This window comes from Candidatus Regiella insecticola LSR1, from assembly GCF_000143625.1.
Taxonomy (GTDB): domain Bacteria; phylum Pseudomonadota; class Gammaproteobacteria; order Enterobacterales; family Enterobacteriaceae; genus Regiella; species Regiella insecticola.
In genome coordinates this window covers 1029-20146 of sequence record NZ_GL379610.1, presented here as the reverse complement: position 1 = coordinate 20146, position 19118 = coordinate 1029, and the positions used below count along the sequence as shown (strand labels likewise).

General features: G+C 41.8%; 22 protein-coding genes and 1 pseudogene. 8 read left to right on the top strand and 15 right to left on the bottom strand.

Annotated elements, in window-relative coordinates; all coding sequences use genetic code 11:
• Both REG_RS07935 and REG_RS13425 read right to left on the bottom strand, forming a co-directional pair.
• Nucleotides 1–897 (bottom strand): efflux RND transporter periplasmic adaptor subunit (locus tag REG_RS07935; protein ID WP_039907993.1); only part of this gene is annotated, 897 nt, incomplete at its 3' end.
• A 146-nt stretch (nucleotides 898–1043) separates the two neighbouring features.
• Nucleotides 1044–1208 carry a hypothetical protein gene (locus REG_RS13425; protein WP_176603488.1) on the bottom strand — a complete coding sequence of 55 codons (165 nt, stop codon included), beginning with the start codon at nucleotides 1206–1208 and terminating at the stop codon, nucleotides 1044–1046.
• A gap of 111 nt (nucleotides 1209–1319) precedes the next feature.
• Between REG_RS13425 and REG_RS07930 the strand changes: the two genes are divergently transcribed.
• The 3 genes from REG_RS07930 to REG_RS07920 all read left to right on the top strand — a co-directional run bounded on the left by REG_RS07930 (nucleotide 1320) and on the right by REG_RS07920 (nucleotide 3025).
• Nucleotides 1320–1925: a GNAT family N-acetyltransferase gene (locus REG_RS07930; protein WP_039907991.1), complete on the top strand. Its 606-nt coding sequence runs from the start codon at nucleotides 1320–1322 to the stop codon at nucleotides 1923–1925.
• 201 nt (nucleotides 1926–2126) lie between these two features.
• Nucleotides 2127–2315, top strand: coding sequence for an MBL fold metallo-hydrolase (locus REG_RS07925; RefSeq protein WP_039907989.1), 189 nt, complete (start codon nucleotides 2127–2129; stop codon nucleotides 2313–2315).
• Complete coding sequence (locus REG_RS07920) at nucleotides 2312–3025, top strand: MBL fold metallo-hydrolase (RefSeq protein WP_039907985.1); 714 nt, start codon at nucleotides 2312–2314, stop codon at nucleotides 3023–3025. Before REG_RS07925 ends, REG_RS07920 begins: the two co-directional genes overlap by 4 nt.
• A 49-nt stretch (nucleotides 3026–3074) precedes the next feature.
• On the opposite strand, the gene REG_RS07915 is transcribed toward REG_RS07920, so the two are convergent.
• The 8 genes from REG_RS07915 to REG_RS07885 form a co-directional block, all read right to left on the bottom strand.
• Nucleotides 3075–3788 (bottom strand): hypothetical protein, encoded by a 714-nt coding sequence (locus tag REG_RS07915; protein WP_039907983.1) that lies wholly within the window; start codon nucleotides 3786–3788, stop codon nucleotides 3075–3077.
• 139 nt (nucleotides 3789–3927) lie between these two features.
• Complete coding sequence (locus tag REG_RS07910; protein WP_039907980.1) at nucleotides 3928–4257, bottom strand: hypothetical protein; 330 nt, start codon at nucleotides 4255–4257, stop codon at nucleotides 3928–3930.
• Nucleotides 4248–5432, bottom strand: a complete 1185-nt coding sequence (locus REG_RS07905) for a TcdA/TcdB pore-forming domain-containing protein (protein ID WP_006705165.1) — start codon at nucleotides 5430–5432, stop codon at nucleotides 4248–4250. The genes REG_RS07910 and REG_RS07905 overlap by 10 nt, the downstream gene beginning before the upstream one ends.
• A 323-nt stretch (nucleotides 5433–5755) precedes the next feature.
• The gene (locus tag REG_RS13420; RefSeq protein ID WP_176603485.1) at nucleotides 5756–5920 is read right to left on the bottom strand and encodes a hypothetical protein; all 165 of its coding nucleotides are present in this window, start codon (nucleotides 5918–5920) and stop codon (nucleotides 5756–5758) included.
• Nucleotides 5921–5986: 66 nt separating this feature from the next.
• Nucleotides 5987–7237: a hypothetical protein gene (locus REG_RS07900; RefSeq protein WP_141553654.1), complete on the bottom strand. Its 1251-nt coding sequence runs from the start codon at nucleotides 7235–7237 to the stop codon at nucleotides 5987–5989.
• A complete protein-coding gene (locus REG_RS07895; RefSeq protein ID WP_006705163.1) occupies nucleotides 7183–8865 on the bottom strand; it encodes a TcdA/TcdB catalytic glycosyltransferase domain-containing protein in 1683 nt (560 codons plus the stop codon). Before REG_RS07895 ends, REG_RS07900 begins: the two co-directional genes overlap by 55 nt.
• Nucleotide 8866: 1 nt before the next feature.
• Nucleotides 8867–9151, bottom strand: coding sequence for a hypothetical protein (locus REG_RS07890; RefSeq protein ID WP_039907978.1), 285 nt, complete (start codon nucleotides 9149–9151; stop codon nucleotides 8867–8869).
• 215 nt (nucleotides 9152–9366) lie between these two features.
• Complete coding sequence (locus tag REG_RS07885) at nucleotides 9367–9519, bottom strand: Hok/Gef family protein (protein ID WP_071985203.1); 153 nt, start codon at nucleotides 9517–9519, stop codon at nucleotides 9367–9369.
• An 870-nt stretch (nucleotides 9520–10389) separates the two neighbouring features.
• On the opposite strand from REG_RS07885, the gene REG_RS07875 reads away from it, so the two are divergent.
• Entirely contained in the window at nucleotides 10390–11025 is a 636-nt protein-coding gene (locus REG_RS07875; RefSeq protein WP_039907970.1) for a glycoside hydrolase family 25 protein, read from the top strand.
• On the opposite strand, the gene REG_RS13410 is transcribed toward REG_RS07875, so the two are convergent.
• Complete coding sequence (locus REG_RS13410) at nucleotides 11015–11173, bottom strand: hypothetical protein (protein ID WP_176603483.1); 159 nt, start codon at nucleotides 11171–11173, stop codon at nucleotides 11015–11017. The two genes, REG_RS07875 and REG_RS13410, sit on opposite strands and share 11 nt — an antisense overlap.
• A gap of 130 nt (nucleotides 11174–11303) precedes the next feature.
• Between REG_RS13410 and REG_RS07870 the strand changes: the two genes are divergently transcribed.
• The 4 genes from REG_RS07870 (at nucleotide 11304) to REG_RS07855 (ending at nucleotide 13633) form a co-directional block, all read left to right on the top strand.
• Complete coding sequence (locus tag REG_RS07870; RefSeq protein ID WP_039907968.1) at nucleotides 11304–11678, top strand: hypothetical protein; 375 nt, start codon at nucleotides 11304–11306, stop codon at nucleotides 11676–11678.
• On the top strand, nucleotides 11675–12268 hold the full coding sequence (locus REG_RS07865) for a lipase family protein (protein ID WP_006705159.1): 594 nt from the start codon (nucleotides 11675–11677) through the stop codon (nucleotides 12266–12268). The genes REG_RS07870 and REG_RS07865 overlap by 4 nt, the downstream gene beginning before the upstream one ends.
• Nucleotides 12269–12321: 53 nt before the next feature.
• Nucleotides 12322–13113, top strand: coding sequence for a type I methionyl aminopeptidase (gene map / locus REG_RS07860; RefSeq protein ID WP_006705158.1), 792 nt, complete (start codon nucleotides 12322–12324; stop codon nucleotides 13111–13113).
• A gap of 202 nt (nucleotides 13114–13315) precedes the next feature.
• On the top strand, nucleotides 13316–13633 hold the full coding sequence (locus REG_RS07855) for a TrbM/KikA/MpfK family conjugal transfer protein (protein WP_006705157.1): 318 nt from the start codon (nucleotides 13316–13318) through the stop codon (nucleotides 13631–13633).
• Nucleotides 13634–13815: 182 nt separating this feature from the next.
• On the opposite strand, the pseudogene sucD reads toward REG_RS07855, so the two are convergent.
• From sucD to sucA, 4 genes and pseudogenes are all read right to left on the bottom strand, one after another.
• Nucleotides 13816–14693, bottom strand: a pseudogene (gene sucD, locus REG_RS07850) (succinate--CoA ligase subunit alpha).
• Nucleotides 14693–15859, bottom strand: coding sequence for an ADP-forming succinate--CoA ligase subunit beta (gene sucC / locus REG_RS07845; protein ID WP_006705155.1), 1167 nt, complete (start codon nucleotides 15857–15859; stop codon nucleotides 14693–14695). The pseudogene sucD and the gene sucC overlap by 1 nt, the downstream one beginning before the upstream one ends.
• Before the next feature lie 71 nt (nucleotides 15860–15930).
• On the bottom strand, nucleotides 15931–17154 hold the full coding sequence (gene odhB / locus REG_RS07840) for a 2-oxoglutarate dehydrogenase complex dihydrolipoyllysine-residue succinyltransferase (protein WP_006705154.1): 1224 nt from the start codon (nucleotides 17152–17154) through the stop codon (nucleotides 15931–15933).
• 28 nt (nucleotides 17155–17182) lie between these two features.
• On the bottom strand, nucleotides 17183–19118 hold a 1936-nt coding region (gene sucA, locus REG_RS07835; protein ID WP_039907966.1), incomplete at its 5' end, for a 2-oxoglutarate dehydrogenase E1 component.

Genomic DNA, 19118 nt, shown 5'->3' with positions numbered 1-19118 from the left:
CAAACGAGTCTGAACAAACATCCCCGGTAACAGTGCTCCATTAGGATTTGGAAAAACAGCACGTAAAGTAATGGAATTGGTGCTTTGATCAACAGTGACATCAGAGAATTCTAGCGTGCCGGTAGCCGGATATTCTCTGCCATTTTCTAATAGCAGACGTACTCTGGCTTTGCCTGCTTCTTGTTTTAGTCTACCGGTTGCTAATTCTTCTTTCAGACGCAGAAATTGATCACTCGATTGCGTAACATCCACATACATAGGATCAAGTTGTTGGATGGTTGTCAATGGATTGGTTTGACCGCTGCTGACCAATGCCCCTTCAGTGACCAATGATTTACCACTACGCCCCGAAATGGGTGAATTCACTTTGGTATAGGCTAAATTAATGCGTGCTGTTTCCAACTTTGCTTTTGCACTCATCACTTCTGCATTCGCTTGGGTCAAAGCAGATGAAGCCTCATCGTATTCTTGTTTACTGACATAATGTGTTTTTAACAGTGGTTTATAGCGATTTAATTTCATACCGGCGATTTCGGCTCTCGCCTGTGCTTTTGCTAAATCATCCTTGGCGCTGTTATAAGCAGCATGATAGGGGGCAGGATCAATTTGATACAGTGAGCTGCCAGTAGTGACATTACTGCCTTCTGTGTAATTACGTTTCAGGATAATACCACTTACCTGTGGGCGAACTTCCGCTACCAAGGATGCGGCTGTACGACCTGGAAGCTCAGTGGTGACATTGATGGATTGTGCTGCTAGGGTCACGATTCCCACTTCAACCAAGGGTCGTGAAGCCGCCTTTTGTGAACTATCTTTATCATTACAGCCTACAATGACGACACTGCTTAAAAGTATTAGCATTGGAACCAGAGGTATTAACCCTTTTTTTTTGCTCATAAATAAACCTCAAGCATTCTATTGCCAATAAATTAATGGATGGTAAATGCTTAAAACCTGTTTGATAGCGCTTGTGCTCTTATTAATGGTATCTCAATTAGAATCACATTATAGCTAAAGTTATTATAACTACAGATATATTGTAGCTATAATCCTTTGCCTTTGAAGCTGTCATGTTGTTGGCTGCGGGTGTTCGCCTGACTCACGTATAGCCAAACACCTAGCGGCAACTTGAAGGACTGTGGGTATAAATCAAAACCTAGCTTGTTTTTCTTCTCGCTTGTCACCCCCTGATTTTTTCCTTTTCGCATTTGATGATAAACGTCTATTCAACAAAAAATTAATGTTGATGATGCCCTTGCTCATCAGTATTTTCACTTCTATGCTTCTCTATAGGCTGGGATTTCATTAAGGAATCACTAATGCTACCTATCAGCTCGTCAGAGCCGTCTGCGATCAACCCTTTTGCTCAGTTGCGTTATAGTAAACGTGCGCCAATATTCATAGTAGACAGTGAGCAAGCGATGACTTTCACTGAGAAATTGGATCAAAATATTAATGACTGGTGTCTTTCTCCGGAAGAAAAGGACGCTACTGCCTATCAAGCAGCTTGGAATGAAAGAATAAATACCAGTCATCACCTTCTTAATAATCAAAAAATTTATTTTTTTTCAGGTTTGTATGCCTCTGAACAGATACGCTTTTACGTCTATAAAATTAATGATGAAACCCCGGCTGGCATGATGATCACATCTTGTTTTTATGAGGGGTACCTAACAATCGAACGCTTGGTAACGCATCCAGGTTCAATGGGGTGTGGAGGGGCTTTAATAGAAGAAGCCGTCAGATATTCTGAAATGCAAGGTTATCACGGTGTGGTTAAATTAATCGCGGTTGATGACAAAGCAGCACTTTGTTATCTAGCGTTAGGATTTAAAGAGGAAAAAGAAGAAGAGGAAGATGAGGTACTGCTGCTAAAGCTTGACCCTAATACCAATGAACATTGGGAAAAAAATAAAGAAAAATGATAATAAGTGGTCTTTGAAGAAATATATCACTACATTCTATTTGGAAAATGTGTTTAAAGAAGTTGCTGGCTAATAAAAGGATATTAGTATGAAATGGCATATTTTTATTATGACGGTTTTAATGGTGTGCAGTCATTCCTTGTTGGCACAAAGCGATAAAGTTGATATGCGCGTCATTCTTTTAGGAACCCGCAACATTGATTGAGGTGGGAGGAAAAAAAATTATTGTTTGATGCTGGTCGTGGCGTGTTGCAACGGCTTTATGAATCGGAAGTAGATATTAAAAAAGTGACTACTGTTTTTTTAACCCATCTTCATAATGATCATATCGAAGGATTAGCTAGCCTTTGGATCACGCCTTGGTTTTGTTGGGGCGAACGGAGCAGATGAAAATATGGGGTCCTGTCGGCACATTGAAAATGCGCGATGGTATGCGAACTATGTATGGTCATGATGTACAAAATCGTTCAGATGAACATAATAAAAAAGAATCACTGGATCTCATGGTTACAGAAATTGAAAATCCCAAAGAAAATGTTTGTCCAAAAAAGGGCGACCCGATAAGTCTAGGACAAGAGCTTTACAAAGAAAAAGATAATACGCCAGCAGCGCATGAAATTAAGGTAACCGCATTTCCGGTGTGTCATGCCGATGGTAATCCTGCTTTTGGATATAGTATTACTTACAACAATAGAAAAGTGGTTTTGTCTGGAGATACCACCTATTCGCGTAATGTTGTGCATCACGGCATGAACGCTGATTTAATTGTTCATAATGTGATCGCAACCGGTAAAGATTTTTCCCATACACCAGAAATGCAGATCATTTTGGGAAAATTAACGACCCCGGAACAGGCGGCCGACGTTTTTAAAGAAGCCAAACCGAAAATGGCGGTATTCTCTCATATTGTTAAAAAAGGACTTCCTGGCGCGGAGGGCGATAAAGAAATAATGAAGAGGACACAAGAAACCTATAAAGGTCCTCTTGAAATGGGTGTTGATCGGATGATCATTGACATTGGTAGTCAAGTGAAACTAATCAAACCCAAGGTAATCTCTGATTTAACTGATCTTGATTTTAAGAAGCATCCTGATAAATGAGGGTCATGTTAATTCGAGAGAAAGTCGATGCGACAAAACCGCTAATCCGCTACTGTTTGTAGCAGTGAATCAGTAACAGGGAGCAGAATATTATCAGTTTGGTCGCTGTCAAACATTTCTGCTCCTCCCGTTTTTTCACTGTAATATGCCGCCAATTTTTCGCTGTTGTGTATTGGTTGTGAAAGATAAATTGTACTTTTCTAGCCATCTCGTCATCTTCACTGTCTATAAACACACCAACCACCACCAGTAGTTTATCATCAACAAACATTCTCAAATCATTCTGTTCTCGGGTGATAAGTACCTTGGAAAAATTAGTGCTATCGGGGAACTGGCAATATATTTTCTTCTGGTTGTTAGTGGTAATGTTACAAATATAAATCACTGTGTAATGAAATAAGGTTGGATTAAACGTAAAGCTCATGTGTTGCTGATCGTCGGTCATGATCACTAATAAAGCCGGTACGTCAATTTCTACATGTGCTTGCTCAGTGAGCCTGAGTACATGATCTGCCTTTAATACCAGCAAATTATCCAAGCGTTGGTAATTGGGGCTCTGGTCTGGAAAAGTGATACGGCCACCGTTATCATAAATTTTAAGTAATAGCTGGCTTGAAAATCTGCTAGCAGCACGGATAAACCAGGCCGATCTGTCCCATTTGTTAAAACCAAGATAACGATATAGTCGATCAGCATCATGGATAATAAATAATTTTTGACTAGCGGGGTGATACCAGCCTCGATGCTGATTTCTACAATTCATTGGTATCACTTCGGGAACGCTATAATAATGGCAGAGCGTGCTAAGATCTTGTTTTAATTTTGTGATGTCTAATATTTCGTTTTGATGATAACCATCAATAAAGTTATCGGTGGCGGATAATAATAGCGTATCAAACCCGTTAGCTTGCTTGCGGATATAAAAAAATCAATCCGCCTTCAGTATGAGTGCGTTTCGTTTTATGCGTAAAAAGTGTATTGTCATCGGTTTTGGTATAAATAAAATCGTTCTGTCTTAAAGAATAAAAACAGGCTTGACTTTGCTCTTCTTCAATCGGATGAAAATTATTTATTCGCAGTAGTTTAATAACTTCTTTCAGGCCTTTGGTATATTCAGACAGATATTTTTTTACCGTTCTTTGATTTTTATTAGCAATAATTCTATTATCTAGTAGGGTTTGTACATTAACCTGTAACGGAATTATACTTAGGTTTTGTTTATCTATTTCCAATAGACCGGTGGCAAGTTGAATAATAAGCTGCGTATTCTTGATGTCAGTAATAGTAATTTTAATTGTTTCCGTTTTTTGTCCTGGGAATGGCGGTGAAAATTTAATACTGAATCCGTCAAGGTGACTTGCATACCGGATAAATGGCTGGCAGAAATCACCCACTTTACTTTATTATTACTGCATTTTATCCTGAGGTCTGCTTGTGCTTTATTTAATCCTAACATCACAACCGCATCGCCTGTTTCTGGTGCGAAAAGCGTATAATACAAATACCCTTTGTATAGGCTATGTTCTACTTGCTGATCTTCACTAACACCTGGCGCAATGAGTTTGTAATCACCATTTCCTAATAAAATATCTATTGTTGTCCAGCTATAATTAAATATTATTTTGGTTATTACTCTCCAGACCGATGTTATCGATGCGCTTGTTTTTATCTGTTCTGCAAATATAAATCCGGGATCTTTTTGTGCAAACTGGCGCAGGGTTTTAAATTCAGGCAATGTTTGTAAAACAGGAAATAATACGGAGTCATAAATAGGTTCCATGCTGGCTCTCGGTGTCACAGGTAAGACAAACCGGTTTAAATTGGGATTGTCTTGTAGAACAGTGATGGTTTTTTCTTCTTCTATGCCTGTTAATTTATGTAAATTAATATAGGTATCCAGATCGGTAGGAATACCGGCTTTTTCCATTTTTCGTATTTGTTGACCATGCCTATCGAACAATACGGTAGGATTATTGCGTCTTCGTAGATCTATTCGGCGGATGACAACGCCTTCGACTGGGAGTAAAACCCCTTGTTCAAGGCTAAATCCTCCCTGTTGCCACCCCTCATTCATACGATTGAAATAGTGACCCCAAGTGTGTATGTTTTCTCTATTTTTTAATGAATTCTCTGTCTTATGCGGTATAAATCGACTGAGTGCAGTCAGCATAATGTTAGTTATGGATAGCATTACCGTTGCAATATTGCCGGCGATGCTAAAAGCGGTGTTCATGACATTATCGGTGATCTGTGTCATAGCACTATGATGTTTTTCTTGCTCTTTGGTTGCGATTAACTCATCAGTATTCAGTACAAAATTTTTTCTGGCTAATCCAGAAGCGATGACTTCGGTTTTTTTATTACTGGTTCTATCCATCATGTTAAAAAAACGGTTAACACTTTTCATTCTTGCTGGAATTTGACTGAGTTTACCCTCTCTAAATAATGTTAATTGTATATCAGTTGCGGTATCTTAAGTGTTGGATACATTGTTAATATCTATCGGAACAGATAGCGCGAAATAGATATCGAGCGCTTTTCTTAAATCAATAAATATTGGGCTAATATTATTAATGCCAATATCCATATCAGACCAAAATTTATATACTGATGCAGTAAAATCAGCTTTATTTTCTATATTATTAATATCAATTATTTTACTCAGGTGTTTAATTGGTAATTGCCCATTGCCAAATCGACAAAATTCCCGAATGGTTGCTGTCGATTTATCTAATAACGGGTTGATGTCGGTAAAAATTTATTGGTTGTTTCTAATTTTTTTATTTCAATAAAATCGTTAATATTTAGATAGGGTATTCTGTATTTTTTTTCTTGTGGGTAGTATCGAATATCCGATAGTATCGCTATCCATTCATCGCCAAGTATACCTGCCATTTTTATTTTCTTAGCTGCGAATGATAGGATGTAAGGATAAATATTATTGATAATATAGCCCGATTTTCATTGCTTGATACGTTCTATATATTTAATCTTGCTATAATTGTCTTGTAATCTATTTATTTTAGTAGAAAAATTTTGTGTATTATAATCAATAAGATAAAAGGAATGATAATAAATAGAAATATTTTTAGGTAAAAGTTTAAGAAAGTTATTAATATCATAAATAGTCGAAGAAATTGTTGTGATATTTAATCCCGTGCTATTTTTTGTTATTTCTTGACGATTTAAAAAAATATAGTCATCAATATTTCCTAGATAAACGGCAGCAATAATGTCGCTCTTGCTGTACATCTTTTGCAATATTTTGTTGATGTCCTGCGTGTTTCTATTTTTAGCCAAATCTATATGGTAAAAGGTAAACTGGTTGTGGCGTACCCGACTTTGTAGCCGCTCAAAAGCGATTTGATGCGCATGGAATAGTTTGTTGATCAAAGATTTTAATGCTAATTTTCCGTTGGAAAGATTCAGTGAATCAAACCAGTCGGTATAATTTTTCTTTAATAATGAGCTGGCTAACGCCTCCATCAGGAGCGCTATCTTAGCGAGTTGGCGATCAAAAATAATGATTTCTCCTCCTCCTCCCCCCATAGCAACGAGTAATACCATGCTATCGGCAGACATTAACAGCGCGCCTTGTTGCCCGCTGTGCAACAGCGCCTGGGCGGTGTCTTCATGAATCCAGCAGGCGGATAGCTTTTTCTGATTAATGATCGGTGTCTTAGTGATGTAACCGAGTGTAAAGGGCTCTGGCTGGAAGGCAGTAACGATTTTATTGGGATCAATAAGGTACTTTTCTAAGGGGTGAGAGAGTAACGTTTTTTGATCATCTTCTTGATTATTACTGATGATGATTTTTTTGTCGCCAGGTTGTGTCAAATTCCATGTCATGCCTGATGATGTTGCTGTACCTGTCCATTTCAAGCCAATGGTATCAACAGTAATGAGTTTTTCCTGGATTATTGTGCGTTTTATTTCCACTTCTTTTTCAGTAAGAACAGCACAAAAATCGACAATAAAACGGGGTAGCTGAAAAATTTCGCCGGGCTGCTTAATATCTTCTTCTAAAAATTTAACGGTTTCGGTAAATTCAACGGTTGAAAACCCAGTAGCCATCAGGCTCAATTGTGTAATGATGTCATGGCTTCTTAATAGTGGTTGATTAATGAATAGCGGTTTATGAAGCAGTAAATTAGCGATTATTTCCCCATCGATGCTGGATTCGCCGCTGTTGTTCTCCATTCGATTATCCACCAAAATAATTCTTTTTTTCGGTGGTCGCCAAGATATTCAGTGCCAGCAACTTTGGCTAATTGTTGTTTGAGGGGATCATAGCGATACCAAATACTCAACAGAGGATTTTGCTGATAGAGGAAATTGGCAGCTGCTAGCGCCGCCGGGTTGGCGTAGAGCTGGATAATGTATTGCTGATCGTAGCACGGGCGGTTAATTAGCAGGCTGTAGTCGCGCATTACCCCTGATAAGCGTGATTGATAAATTTCTTCAGTTAAAAAGAACACATTGATAAAAGGCTGCTCGGATGCCATGAGTGTTTTAGTGCGTTCAATCTCGACCTGATTATACAAATCGGCACAAGCATAATCATAAGCACGGATCCCGGTCAATTCATCGCTTGAGCGAGCATGTTGCCCCTTGTGGGCAATATTATCATCGCGATACTGAACCAATACACTCGCATCAAATCGCAACGATAATTCCATTAGCCGTTGCTTGAGTGCGGCTTGAGCGAATTCAGGTTGCCATTCGATCAGGGTTAACCGGTCAATGCTATAAAGGCTATGCTTAATGAGTAAATGACCTTTATTGAGATTGTCTAACATCTTTTTGATGCATAAACTATCCTTTTTCGCGACCACAGCCCGGTTATAGCCAGTGTCATATTGACATTGGAAATAGGGATCCACTTTTAATTCGTTAAGCGATTTGAAGAGAGGAATATTTTGTTCATGCGCTCTGGCCAGCACATCTTTTATCTTATTGACAAAAAGAGGTTCAACAAATTGCTCGCCTTCAACCTCTGAGGCTACCGGCACCCTCCCCGTTTGTTTCTGCTGATCTAAAATAATATTGACAATGCGCCGTTGACTTTCAGCGCCCTCTGGGTCTTCCGCGGTGCTGTCGATAAATTCGCTAAATAACGTTGTATTTATTGCGGGTAACAGGTCGGTATGGAAACAAATACCGCCATATTCTTGCAGTATCAACAGGCGACAAATATCGCTGGCGGCGGCTAGGTTGCCGCGTAACGCCAACTCTTTAATATACCATTCACTTTCTTTTTTATCTGGCGGTATTTGTATGCTATCTGTATCCGGTACAAGATCAAAGACAGTTTCAGGCGAGATATCAGGTAAAAGTTGCGATAAGTTGCGTAGGTTTAATCGATAAATTTTGGCTGTAGGATTGCGGCTTTGTAGCTCACTCAAGGCATCATCAATGCTTTTTTCATTTTTTAGTTTGATTTGTTTCAGTTCATCTTTTGTCGCTAAATTTTTATTTTGTAGAAATTCTGAGATGGCTTGATCAAAACTAAAAAAATCGGTCTCCATAGCGGTTTTAATGGTTTCATAAGCCTGATTTTGCTCTATGATCCTGTTTTCTTTAGACAAGGAATAAAGCTCACCTGTGCCGATAGTGAGCGCAGTAAGTGCTGCTTTACTCGCCTCGTTCTGTAAACGCAGTGCCAGCTCCCAAGCTAAAGTAGCTGTATTATCAACCCATATATTTATTTCATAATCCGGATTATGTTTTATCCACAGATCGATGTATTGTTGTTGTATTTCCGTTATTTTTATCAGGCAGATAAAGTGTATTTTTTTATCTACGGTTTCTTTAATTGCTTCAATCCGTAAATCGAACACATCAATTAATTTTATTTTTTTTTATTATTTTATTTTTTTCATCGATAAATATATCGGAACTTTCTTTCAATGAATCAAGAAGCTGTAGCAATAATAACATCTCTTCTGCGGTGGTTTGCTCAGGTGTCAGATTTTCATAGCAGCTCTTGAGGTTAATAAATTGTTTATAAAATATATTCTGTTGATAATAGTCATTGTTGGCATGAATGTTTCTTAAAAGGCTGATAACGAATGCGCGTTGAGCCGTTTGGTCAAGTGTGCGCTCTACATCAAATTCAAATGTCATAATCAATTTCCCTATTAATTAGCATAAATGTTGGTTTGTAATAGCCAACGCCGCCGTAACTTGAAAGGCGAAGGGTATATAGCCGAATCAGTTTAATTTGATTCAAGGCGGAGGGGATAGTGAGCAAGGAAGAAAGTAAAAGAAGGGTTGGGTGCTTAAAAACTCGAATGCAACAGCAGCAAAACGGCGGGAGTTGCCTCCCGCCAGAATTGCTCTTAACGTTTTGCTTCGTAGGCTAAAACGGCAGAAAACTCTGTATTTCCTTGTTTGATATTCAGCTCACAAAGTGAACCTCTTACCATCCAGGTGAACACCAATATCGTAAAACAAATAACGATAAGTCCATACAGGATAAGTCTTCGTGACATTTTAACCTCCGATTGCATTATTGCTGTTAAGAGGCTATTCTTATGCGGTTGGGTCATATGAGAGCCTCGGGTTAATTGAAAAATAACTCGGGGCTTTTGTCTTTCTGCCTATCGCGCATGCTCAAAGCAGAAAGCTTTAAGCACCCAAACCCATCTTAACAGAATTCTTTTTCAGTACCATCTTCTCCTTCCCAGTGACAACTTCCACCCTATTAGGCGAGGTGCCCCAAAGGCAGCCAATAGACCTCTTCGGAAACCTACTGCGTGACGCGGATCCTGCGTTGCCCGGTGCGCGCAATCCTCATGTACTTATGGCAACGAAGGTTGCTGTGCGCCGGGCGCCTTGACTCCGTATCACTCGCTACGGTTTCCAAAGAGGTCTAATAGATTAAGTCAGACGAATATACCGTTCGCCTTTGAAGCCGCCGCCTTGTTGGCTGCGGGGGTGCTCTCGCCGAATCACGTAGTCTGTCTACGCTCATCGGTCTCACCCCCTGGCAGCCGAAGGCAACTTCAAAGGCAAACGGTATAGACCCTGATCGGGTTCTATCGCATTAATTGAGGTTGCAGAAGGTAAATATAGGATTTATTACGAAGTGAGAGGTATATACGCTGGATGAAGTTACAACAAACCAAATTGTGGCGCAGTCTACGTCAACTGTATGCAAAATACAAGGTCAATCAGGGGCGTATGAAACAGCGAATCGACTTAAGGATCGGGCATTTTTGTACACTCGCAGCCAACAACACGGCAGCTTCAAAGGCGAAGGGGATAAATGGCAAAATAGTTCGTATCTACTAAGCTCATCAATGGAAAAGTAGGCGGAGTGCTATAAATTAAAATTGTCGGTCAGACAAAAGAGGATCATCATGGAACAAACGATTAACCCAATAAATGAATTTAAAAAAGGGATTGATGTTTCACACTTTCAAGGAAATATCGATTGGTCGCGGGTAGCGGCCAGCGGTATTTGTTATGGCATGGCTAAAATGAGCGAAGGCGCAACCTATACAGATGAGCGCTTTGTAACGAATTTTAAAGGGATGAAAAGCCAGGGTATCGCCGCCGGGGGGTATCATTATTTCCGGGCTTTAAGCAGCTCGGCACAACAGCAACGGGACAACATTTGCGCCAGATTGAATGACAGTGGATTTGACCTTACCCAAGATAGGCTGGCAATAGATGTAGAAGCAGGGGGAAATGAAGGCGCGACACCCGATCAAATGGCGGATAATTTATATGAATTGGTCAATTTGCTGAAAGACTCGCTGCTTAATGGTCGTTTTCCTTACATTTATACTTCTCCCAGCGTTTGGACTGAAAAAGTGGCGTGGAAAAAATATGATTTCAGTGGCTGTCCTCTTTGGATTGCTCATTGGAGTGCGACTGAACCGAAGGTTACGGATACCTGGAAAGATAAAAGTTGGTGTTGGTGGCAGCATAGTAGTAAAGGAAAGGTTGAAGGGATAGTTGGTAACGTGGATCTCGATTGGGTTAAATCTTAGAGCTTGTTCGAAATCTCTTGTACTCGCTGATATACCCTTCGCCTTTCAAGTTACGGCTTTGTTGTCTGCGGGTGCTCGCCGAATCACGTAGTATGTCTACGCTCATCGGTCGGTCGCCCTTGCCGCCTTGCCGTAACTCGAAATTCATTGGGTATACTTCGTTAAAAACGAGCTCAAAATGCGCATTACTCTATGTAAACTGCGCTTTTTCGCCCGTTTTTTCCTCGTCTGAGCGTCGCTCAAGAAGATTTTGAATAGTCTCTCAGTTGAGGAATAAGATGAAAGCGTCCCTTTTCACCCCTACCCAAGCCGCTGAGTGGGGTCTGTTGATCGCCGATGTGATGAATGCTTACCAAGCAGGTGATCCTCATATTATGTGCCGTCAACCGTTGCCTGGCAGCCGCCTCGCCGCGAGTTGGCAGATCCACGGTTGTCTGGTAGCCAATGATGCTTTTGGTGTAAGTGATGCTAACAGTTGGCGCTTTTATGGCGTATTAGCACAACAGGTGAAAACGAGCGAGTATGCCGTTGTGCTGCGTGGTACGGCAAATATACAAGAGTGGATCGATAGCCTCAAATGTTGTTTGATTTCCCATCCTGCTCCAGAGGCGGGAAAGTCGAAGAAGGGGTTTTTCGCCTGTACCAAAGCATGAGGTATCTTCCCCTGCGTCAAGACGGAAACGGGTTACTCTCAAATATTCCAGACACTGCGCCCAGTGCTGCCTCTGGGATTTATGATGCGGTGGGTGGGTGCCATCTAGTCATTACTGGCCATAGCTTGGGTGCTGCCTTGGGTACCTATTTAGCCTTTGATCTCGCTGATCGCTATTATAGTGATCAGCCTCAGGCGGTAACATTGAGCATGTGTTTGTTTGCCTCACCGCGTCCAGGTGACAAAGGCTTTGCTGATCGTTTTGAAGCGCTAATGGCTGATTGTTACTTAGTCTACAATTATGTACGTGATATTGTGCCGCATCTGCCCCCTTCCTTATTCGACTATTGTTCTCTCACTGAGGTTGTCAAGCTAACCCCCCAAACGGCTCAAGCCGTTATTGCCGCCGATGTTGCCTGTAACCACCATATTTTGTGCTATTGCGCGATGCTGGACTATAACTGTATTGAAAATTGGCATCTTCTTTTGGCGCGTACCGGAGATAATAATAGCTGTATCTGTGGTGCCAATATGGTCAAAAATCGCTCCTTATTGCCTGCTGTATCTGATAGGGGTTGTCATCCAGGTTAGGTTATGCAAAAGTCTAATGCTATCTAATTTTATTAGCTTACGGACTTACTTAAATGGCAATTTCAATTAAAACACCCGAAGATATTCAAAAAATGTGCATTGCTGGCCGTTTAGCCGCAGAAGTACTCGAGATCATCGAGCCTTATGTTAAGCCTGGTATCAGTAGTGGTGAATTGGATCGCATATGCCATCACCATATTACCTATAGGCAGAAAGCGTTGTCGGCTTGTTTGGGCTATCGAAATTTCCCTAAATCTGTTTGTATTTCGATTAATGATGTTATTTGTCATGGGATCCCGAATGATAACGCCATATTGAAAAACGGCGATATTGTGAACATTGATGTTACTGTGATTAAAGACGGTTTTCATGGCGACACCTCAAAAATGTTTATTGTCGGTGATCCAACAGCGCTAGGACAACGTCTGTGCCGAATTACACAACAAAGTCTTTACTTAGCCATCAATATGGTCAGGCCAGGTATCCGTCTTGGTAGCCTAGGAACAGCCATCCAGGAATTTGTTGAGGCAGAAAATTTTTCGGTGGTACGTGAATACTGTGGACACGGCATTGGCAGAGGTTTTCACGAAGCCCCCCAAGTACTACATTACAAGGCGGATGATCATGGTGTGGTGCTGAAAAGTGGCATGGCTTTCACTATTGAACCCATGGTCAATGCAGGCAAGTGCCACATCCGTATGATGAAAGATGGTTGGACAGTGAAAACTAAAGATCGCAGCTGGTCGGCACAATATGAACATACGCTGGTGGTGACAGATAATGGTTGTGAAGTAATGACCTGGCGCGCGGATGATACTATTCCGAAAGTCATTACACACGAATAATGAATAAGAGAAAATGCGAGCGGGTGTATAGGAAAGGTTTTTGTCGCACAGTGTATTGTTAGAGCTATTTGAAATCTCTTGTGCAAGCCGTCTTTTGTTAAAAATGAGCATCGCTCAAGAAGATTTCGAATAGGCTTTTAGCAAACAACGGTTGCTAATTTTTTCTGCTCTTCTTTTAATCTTTATTTGGGAACCATTAAAAATGAAAAAATCTTTATTATTAGCGTTTTTCCTGAGCAGTTTATCGAGTTTTTCACTTTCTGTTCAAGCCGACGATGCTTGTGAAGCCGTACTCTGTATGTTTAGTAAAATGGAAAAGAGCGCTGTCTCTGAATGTGCATCGGCCGAAAAGGAATTTTTCGGTATCAATGTATTTGAAGATGATGATGATGAAAAATTTGATGCTGAAAAAACCCTTGAGAAACGCCAAGAATTTTTACAGCAGTGCAAAGACGCCGATAAAGACACTATTTCTAAGATTTTAGACAATTTTGGACGTAAGCAGGGAAGTAAAGAGTAGCTATATAGCCGAATCAGTTTAATTTGATTCAAGGCGGAGGCGCACAGACAGTACAAATAGTACGGCAAGCGACGACAACACTTAAATCAAGTTAAAATGATTTGGCTTTATTGGCAAAAAAATGGAATGTCATCAAACATTCCATTTTTAATCATATAAGATCATTTTTAGTTTATTTCATCTTAAGACGAAACGGATTTTTCGGTTTTTACAGCTTCACCAATCTCAGCCAAACTACGGACTGTTGTTACCCCTGCTGCCTCCAACGCGGCAAATTTTCTTCCGCGGTTCCTTTACCGCCGGCAATAATAGCCCCCGCATGACCCATTCGTTTGCCTGCTGGGGCTGTCACGCCTGCGATATAGGCGATAACGGGTTTAGTGACATGTTTTTTAATGTATTCCGCCGCTTCTTCTTCTGCATTACCGCCGATTTCACCAATCATGACAATGATTTCTGTTTGGGGATCTGCTTGAAATAATTTTAAGATATCAACAAAATTAGCGCCGGCAATAGGATCACCGCCAATGCCCACACAACTTGATTGACCCAGGCCAATATCCGTTATTTGTTTTACCGCCTCATAAGTGAGCGTCCCTGAGCGCGAAACAACACCGACTTTGCCGGGAGCATGGATATGGCCAGGCATAATGCCAATTTTACATTCACCGGGGGTGATCACCCCTGGGCAGTTAGGGCCGATCATCCTGACACCACTTTGATCCAGTTTGGCTTTTATCACTAACATATCTAATGTCGGTATGCCTTCGGTAATGCAGATGATGAGCTCGATACCGGCATCAATCGCTTCCAGAATAGAATCTTTACAGAAGGGTGCTGGGACGTAGATAACCGATGCTGTCGCGCCTGTTTCCTTGACGGCGTCACGGACGGTATTAAACACCGGTAAGCCTAAATGCATTGTGCCACCTTTACCAGGAGTCACCCCGCCGACCATTTGTGTACCGTAAGCGATAGCTTGTTCAGAATGGAAAGTCCCTTGGCTACCAGTAAAACCTTGGCAAATCACTTTAGTTTTTTTATTAATTAAAATAGACATTATTGACTCCGCGCGGCAGCTACGACTTTTGTAGCAGCATCGTTCAGGCTGGTGGCAGCGATAATATTTAAACCGCTTTCGGCTAATTTTTGTACACCCAATGGCGCGTTATTTCCTTCAAGACGAACCACGACCGGCACTTTAACACCGACTTCATTTACCGCACCAATAATGCCGTCGGCGATCAGATCACAGCGCACGATCCCACCAAAAATATTCACCAAAACGGCTTTTACATTGTCATCCGATAAAATGATTTTAAAGGCTTCGGTAACACGCTCTTTGGTCGCACCCCCGCCGACATCTAAAAAGTTGGCGGGCTCAGCACCGTGCAGTTTCACGATATCCATAGTTGCCATGGCTAAACCTGCCCCGTTCACCATACAACCGATATGGCCATCGAGCGCGACATAGTTAAGCTCCCATTTAGTAGCATGGTTTTCACGTTCATCTTCTTGGCTTGGATCACGCATTTCAAATAATTTTTTTTGACGAAACGACGCATTGCCATCGACTGATAATTTGCCGTCGAGACAAATTAAATCGCCTTGTTTGGTGATGACCAGCGGATTGATTTCCACTAACGACAGATCGCTTTCTAAGAATAGTTTGGCGAGACCCATGAAAATTTGGCTAAATTGCGTGACTTGCTTAGCATTTAACCCCAATTTGAATGCCAATTCACGCCCTTGATAGGGTTGTGGCCCTGTTAATGGGTCTAATGCGAGTTTATGGATCAATTCAGGCGTTTCTTCTGCTACCTTTTCAATTTCAACGCCGCCTTCGGTTGACGCCATAAACATCACACGGCGTGAAGAGCGATCGACTACCACCCCAAGATACAACTCTTTATCGATCTCAGTCACGGCTTCAACTAAAACTTGTTTGACGGGTTGCCCCTTGGCGTCTGTTTGGTAAGTGACTAAATTTTTACCTAACCACTGGGTTGCAAAAGCCTCGACAGCTTCTTTGCTATCCACCAATTTTACGCCCTCGGCTTTACCCCGCCCACCCGCGTGGACTTGGCATTTTACTACCCATTTATCCCCCGGAATTTTTGCGGCGGCGGCAGAGGCTTCTTGTGCTGTGCTGCAAGCGTAACCTATTGGAACTGGCAAGCCATTTTCAGAAAATAATTTTTTTGCCTGGTACTCGTGTAAATTCATGTTGTTTATCCCTATAAAGACCAAAGAGGCCTAAAATTGTTAACCCCTGTGTTTTGCCTGGGTTGATTTTTTTATACGTCGAGCAGCAGACGGGCTGGATCTTCCAGCATTTCCTTTATTGTCACTAAAAATCCTACCGATTCCCGCCCATCGATTAAACGGTGATCATAAGAAAGCGCCAAATACATCATCGGCAAGATCACCACTTGACCATCAACTGCCATTGGCCGATCTTTAATCGTATGCATGCCGAGGATGGCGCTTTGTGGTGGGTTGATGATAGGGGTTGACATTAAGGAGCCGAAGACACCGCCATTGGTAATGGTAAAATTACCGCCGGTGAGTTCTTCTATTGTCAATTTGCCATCACGCCCTTTTATCGCCAGTGCTTTGATCTGTTTTTCAATTTCTGGCATGGATAGCGTATCTACATCACGTAGCACCGGTGTCACCAAACCACGGGGTGTAGAAATCGCAATACTGATATCAAAATAGTTGTGATACACCACATCAGTACCATCTATGGCCGCATTCACTTCTGGATAGCGTTTTAGCGCTTCAAGTACCGCTTTGATATAAAAAGACATGAAGCCTAAACGGATGCCGTGGCGTTTTTCAAAGGCTTCACTGTATTGTTTTCGTAGATCCATAACCGGTTTCATGTTGATTTCATTAAAAGTAGTCAACATGGCGGTGTTGTTTTTTGCTTCCAATAAACGTTCAGCAATCCGTTTACGTAGGCGCGTCATGGGGACACGTTTTTCACGCAGCTGATTTAACCCCGGGATAGCCGCTGGCGCTTCTTTTTTCGCATTCGAGCCGGTTAAATTTTTTTGCTGGACTAAATACTGATCGATATCTTCACGTGTGATACGACCGCCGACGCCACTGCCTTTGATCATACTGGCATTGATATTATGCTCTGCTATCAAACGACGAATGGCAGGGCTCAGTGCATCGTTAGTCACTTCTGCTGACTTAGGGGATCTATCCTGATTGGTGTTTGCCGTTTTCTTCTCTGGTGGTTTTGTTTCTATGGTTTTATTCGCACTATCGTTGGGATTAATAGAGCCAACCCGCTGTTTTGCCAGCACAGTAGCCCCTTCGTCTTCATAAATCTTTTCCAGAGTACCTGATTGGCTGGCCGGTACTTCTAAAATCACTTTATCAGTTTCAATTTCTAATAGAATTTCATCATGCTGGACAGTATCACCTGGTTTTTTATGCCAGGTGGCCACTGTCGCATCAGTCACCGATTCAGGTAGATCAGGAACCAAAATATCTACGCTCTTCATTATTTTTTATACCTTATCAATTAAATAATCAGCTATTTAACGCGTCATTCACCAAATCTTGTTGCTGTTTTTGATGTACTGACATATACCCCACCGCCGGTGATGCTGAAGAAGGGCGACCGGCATAACGTAACGACGCTCCCTGTGGTATCACTTCATAAAAATTATGTTGGCTACAATACCAAGCGCCTTGATTAAGCGGCTCTTCCTGACACCAAACAAAATCACGTACATGGGCGTAATCTTCCAGCAGCTGTTTGATGACAACATGTGGAAACGGATAGAGTTGCTCGATACGTATAATGGCGATATTGGTTTGCTTATTTTCACGACGCTGTTTTAGTAAGTCATAATAGACTTTGCCTGAACAGATCAGGACGCGGTCAATTTTTTTCGCATTCAGTGGATCAATCTCACCAATGGCGGGTTGGAAAGTGCCATTGGCTAATTCGTCAAGAGAAGAGGTCGCCAAGGGATGACGGAGCAACGATTTGGGTGACATGACAATCAATGGCCGACGCATACCGCGTAACGCTTGACGACGTAACATGTGGTAAACCTGTGCCGGTGTTGATGGAACGCAGACTTGCATATTTTGCTCAGCACAAAGTTGCAGATAACGTTCCAAACGGGCAGAAGAATGTTCAGGGCCCTGGCCTTCGTAACCATGGGGTAATAACATGACTAAACCACACATTCTGCCCCATTTTTGTTCACCCGAGCTGATAAACTGATCGATAACCACTTGCGCGCCATTGGCAAAGTCGCCAAATTGCGCCTCCCAGATGGTTAAGGTGCGTGGTTCAGCGGTCGCATAGCCGTATTCAAATGCCAGTACCGCTTCTTCTGATAGCACTGAATCCCAAACTTGAAATTTGCCTGCTGGCTTCTGGGTATCTTTGATATTGGCTAATGGCAGGTAAACAGAGCCTTCCTCCTGATTATGAATTACGGCATGACGATGAAAGAAAGTCCCACGGGCGGCATCTTCACCCGATAAACGCACAGAAATGCCTTCATCAATCAGAGTGGCGTAAGCCAAATTTTCAGCGGCACCCCAGTCAAATGGCTTATTTTCTTCTATCATTTTGCGCCGATCAGAGTAAATTTTATCCACGCGCGGTTGCATTGTTATCGTGTCTGGTACAGTGCTAATAGATTGGGCTAAGTTTTGTAAATGTTGCTTATCCACTTGGCTGTGATACTCGGCGTCCCATTCATGCTTAAGATAAGGAGACCAAGTATCAGAATTCATTGTCATCGGACGCCATTCTTTAACCACGCAATCGCCGTGCTCCAAAGCATCACGATACAAATTGGCTTTTTCCGTATCCTCTCCCGGATTAATTATTTTTTGTTCAATGAGCTTATCAGCATAGATTTTACGCGGCGTAGGATGTTGGGTGATTTTCTGATACATGAGAGGTTGTGTCGCATTGGGCTCGTCCGCTTCGTTATGGCCGTGGCGCCGATAACAGACTAAATCAATCATCACATCGCGTTTAAATTTGTTCCGAAAATCTAAGGCTACGCGGGTGACAAAGGCCACCGCTTCCGGATCATCGGCATTAACGTGAAAAATCGGCGCTTGCACCATTTTAGCAATGTCAGTGCAATATTCTGTAGAACGCGCATCTTGCGGATTAGAGGTAGTAAAACCAATCTGGTTGTTAATCACAATACGTACGGTACCACCCACTTCATAACCGCGTGCTTGTGACATATTTAGCGTTTCTTGCACCACCCCTTGACCGGTGATGGCGGCATCACCGTGAATAGTAATAGGTAATACCTTATCACTTTGCATTTCAGTTAAACGATCACGGCGGGCACGTACTGAGCCTATGACTACCGGGCTAACAATTTCTAAATGAGAAGGATTGAACGCTAACGCCAGGTGTATCAGATTTTTTTCTATTGCTAGATCAGATGAAAATCCTTGGTGATATTTGACGTCACCGGTG

Bases quoted from the DNA above. Each gene is read 5' to 3' on its own strand.
- REG_RS07870 (WP_039907968.1), top strand. From the start codon at position 11,304: ATGAAAGCGTCCCTTTTCACCCCTACCCAAGCCGCTGAGTGGGGTCTG.
- REG_RS07865 (WP_006705159.1), top strand. From the start codon at position 11,675: ATGAGGTATCTTCCCCTGCGTCAAGACGGAAACGGGTTACTCTCAAAT.
- REG_RS07915 (WP_039907983.1), bottom strand. From the start codon at position 3,788: ATGAATTGTAGAAATCAGCATCGAGGCTGGTATCACCCCGCTAGTCAA.
- REG_RS13425 (WP_176603488.1), bottom strand. From the start codon at position 1,208: ATGCGAAAAGGAAAAAATCAGGGGGTGACAAGCGAGAAGAAAAACAAG.
- REG_RS07920 (WP_039907985.1), top strand. From the start codon at position 2,312: ATGAAAATATGGGGTCCTGTCGGCACATTGAAAATGCGCGATGGTATG.
- REG_RS07905 (WP_006705165.1), bottom strand. From the start codon at position 5,432: ATGAAAAGTGTTAACCGTTTTTTTAACATGATGGATAGAACCAGTAAT.
- odhB (WP_006705154.1), bottom strand. From the start codon at position 17,154: ATGAAGAGCGTAGATATTTTGGTTCCTGATCTACCTGAATCGGTGACT.
- REG_RS07885 (WP_071985203.1), bottom strand. From the start codon at position 9,519: ATGTCACGAAGACTTATCCTGTATGGACTTATCGTTATTTGTTTTACG.
- REG_RS07855 (WP_006705157.1), top strand. From the start codon at position 13,316: ATGAAAAAATCTTTATTATTAGCGTTTTTCCTGAGCAGTTTATCGAGT.
- REG_RS07875 (WP_039907970.1), top strand. From the start codon at position 10,390: ATGGAACAAACGATTAACCCAATAAATGAATTTAAAAAAGGGATTGAT.
- REG_RS07930 (WP_039907991.1), top strand. From the start codon at position 1,320: ATGCTACCTATCAGCTCGTCAGAGCCGTCTGCGATCAACCCTTTTGCT.
- REG_RS07890 (WP_039907978.1), bottom strand. From the start codon at position 9,151: ATGACATTTGAATTTGATGTAGAGCGCACACTTGACCAAACGGCTCAA.
- map (WP_006705158.1), top strand. From the start codon at position 12,322: ATGGCAATTTCAATTAAAACACCCGAAGATATTCAAAAAATGTGCATT.
- sucC (WP_006705155.1), bottom strand. From the start codon at position 15,859: ATGAATTTACACGAGTACCAGGCAAAAAAATTATTTTCTGAAAATGGC.
- REG_RS13420 (WP_176603485.1), bottom strand. From the start codon at position 5,920: ATGGCAGGTATACTTGGCGATGAATGGATAGCGATACTATCGGATATT.
- REG_RS13410 (WP_176603483.1), bottom strand. From the start codon at position 11,173: ATGAATTTCGAGTTACGGCAAGGCGGCAAGGGCGACCGACCGATGAGC.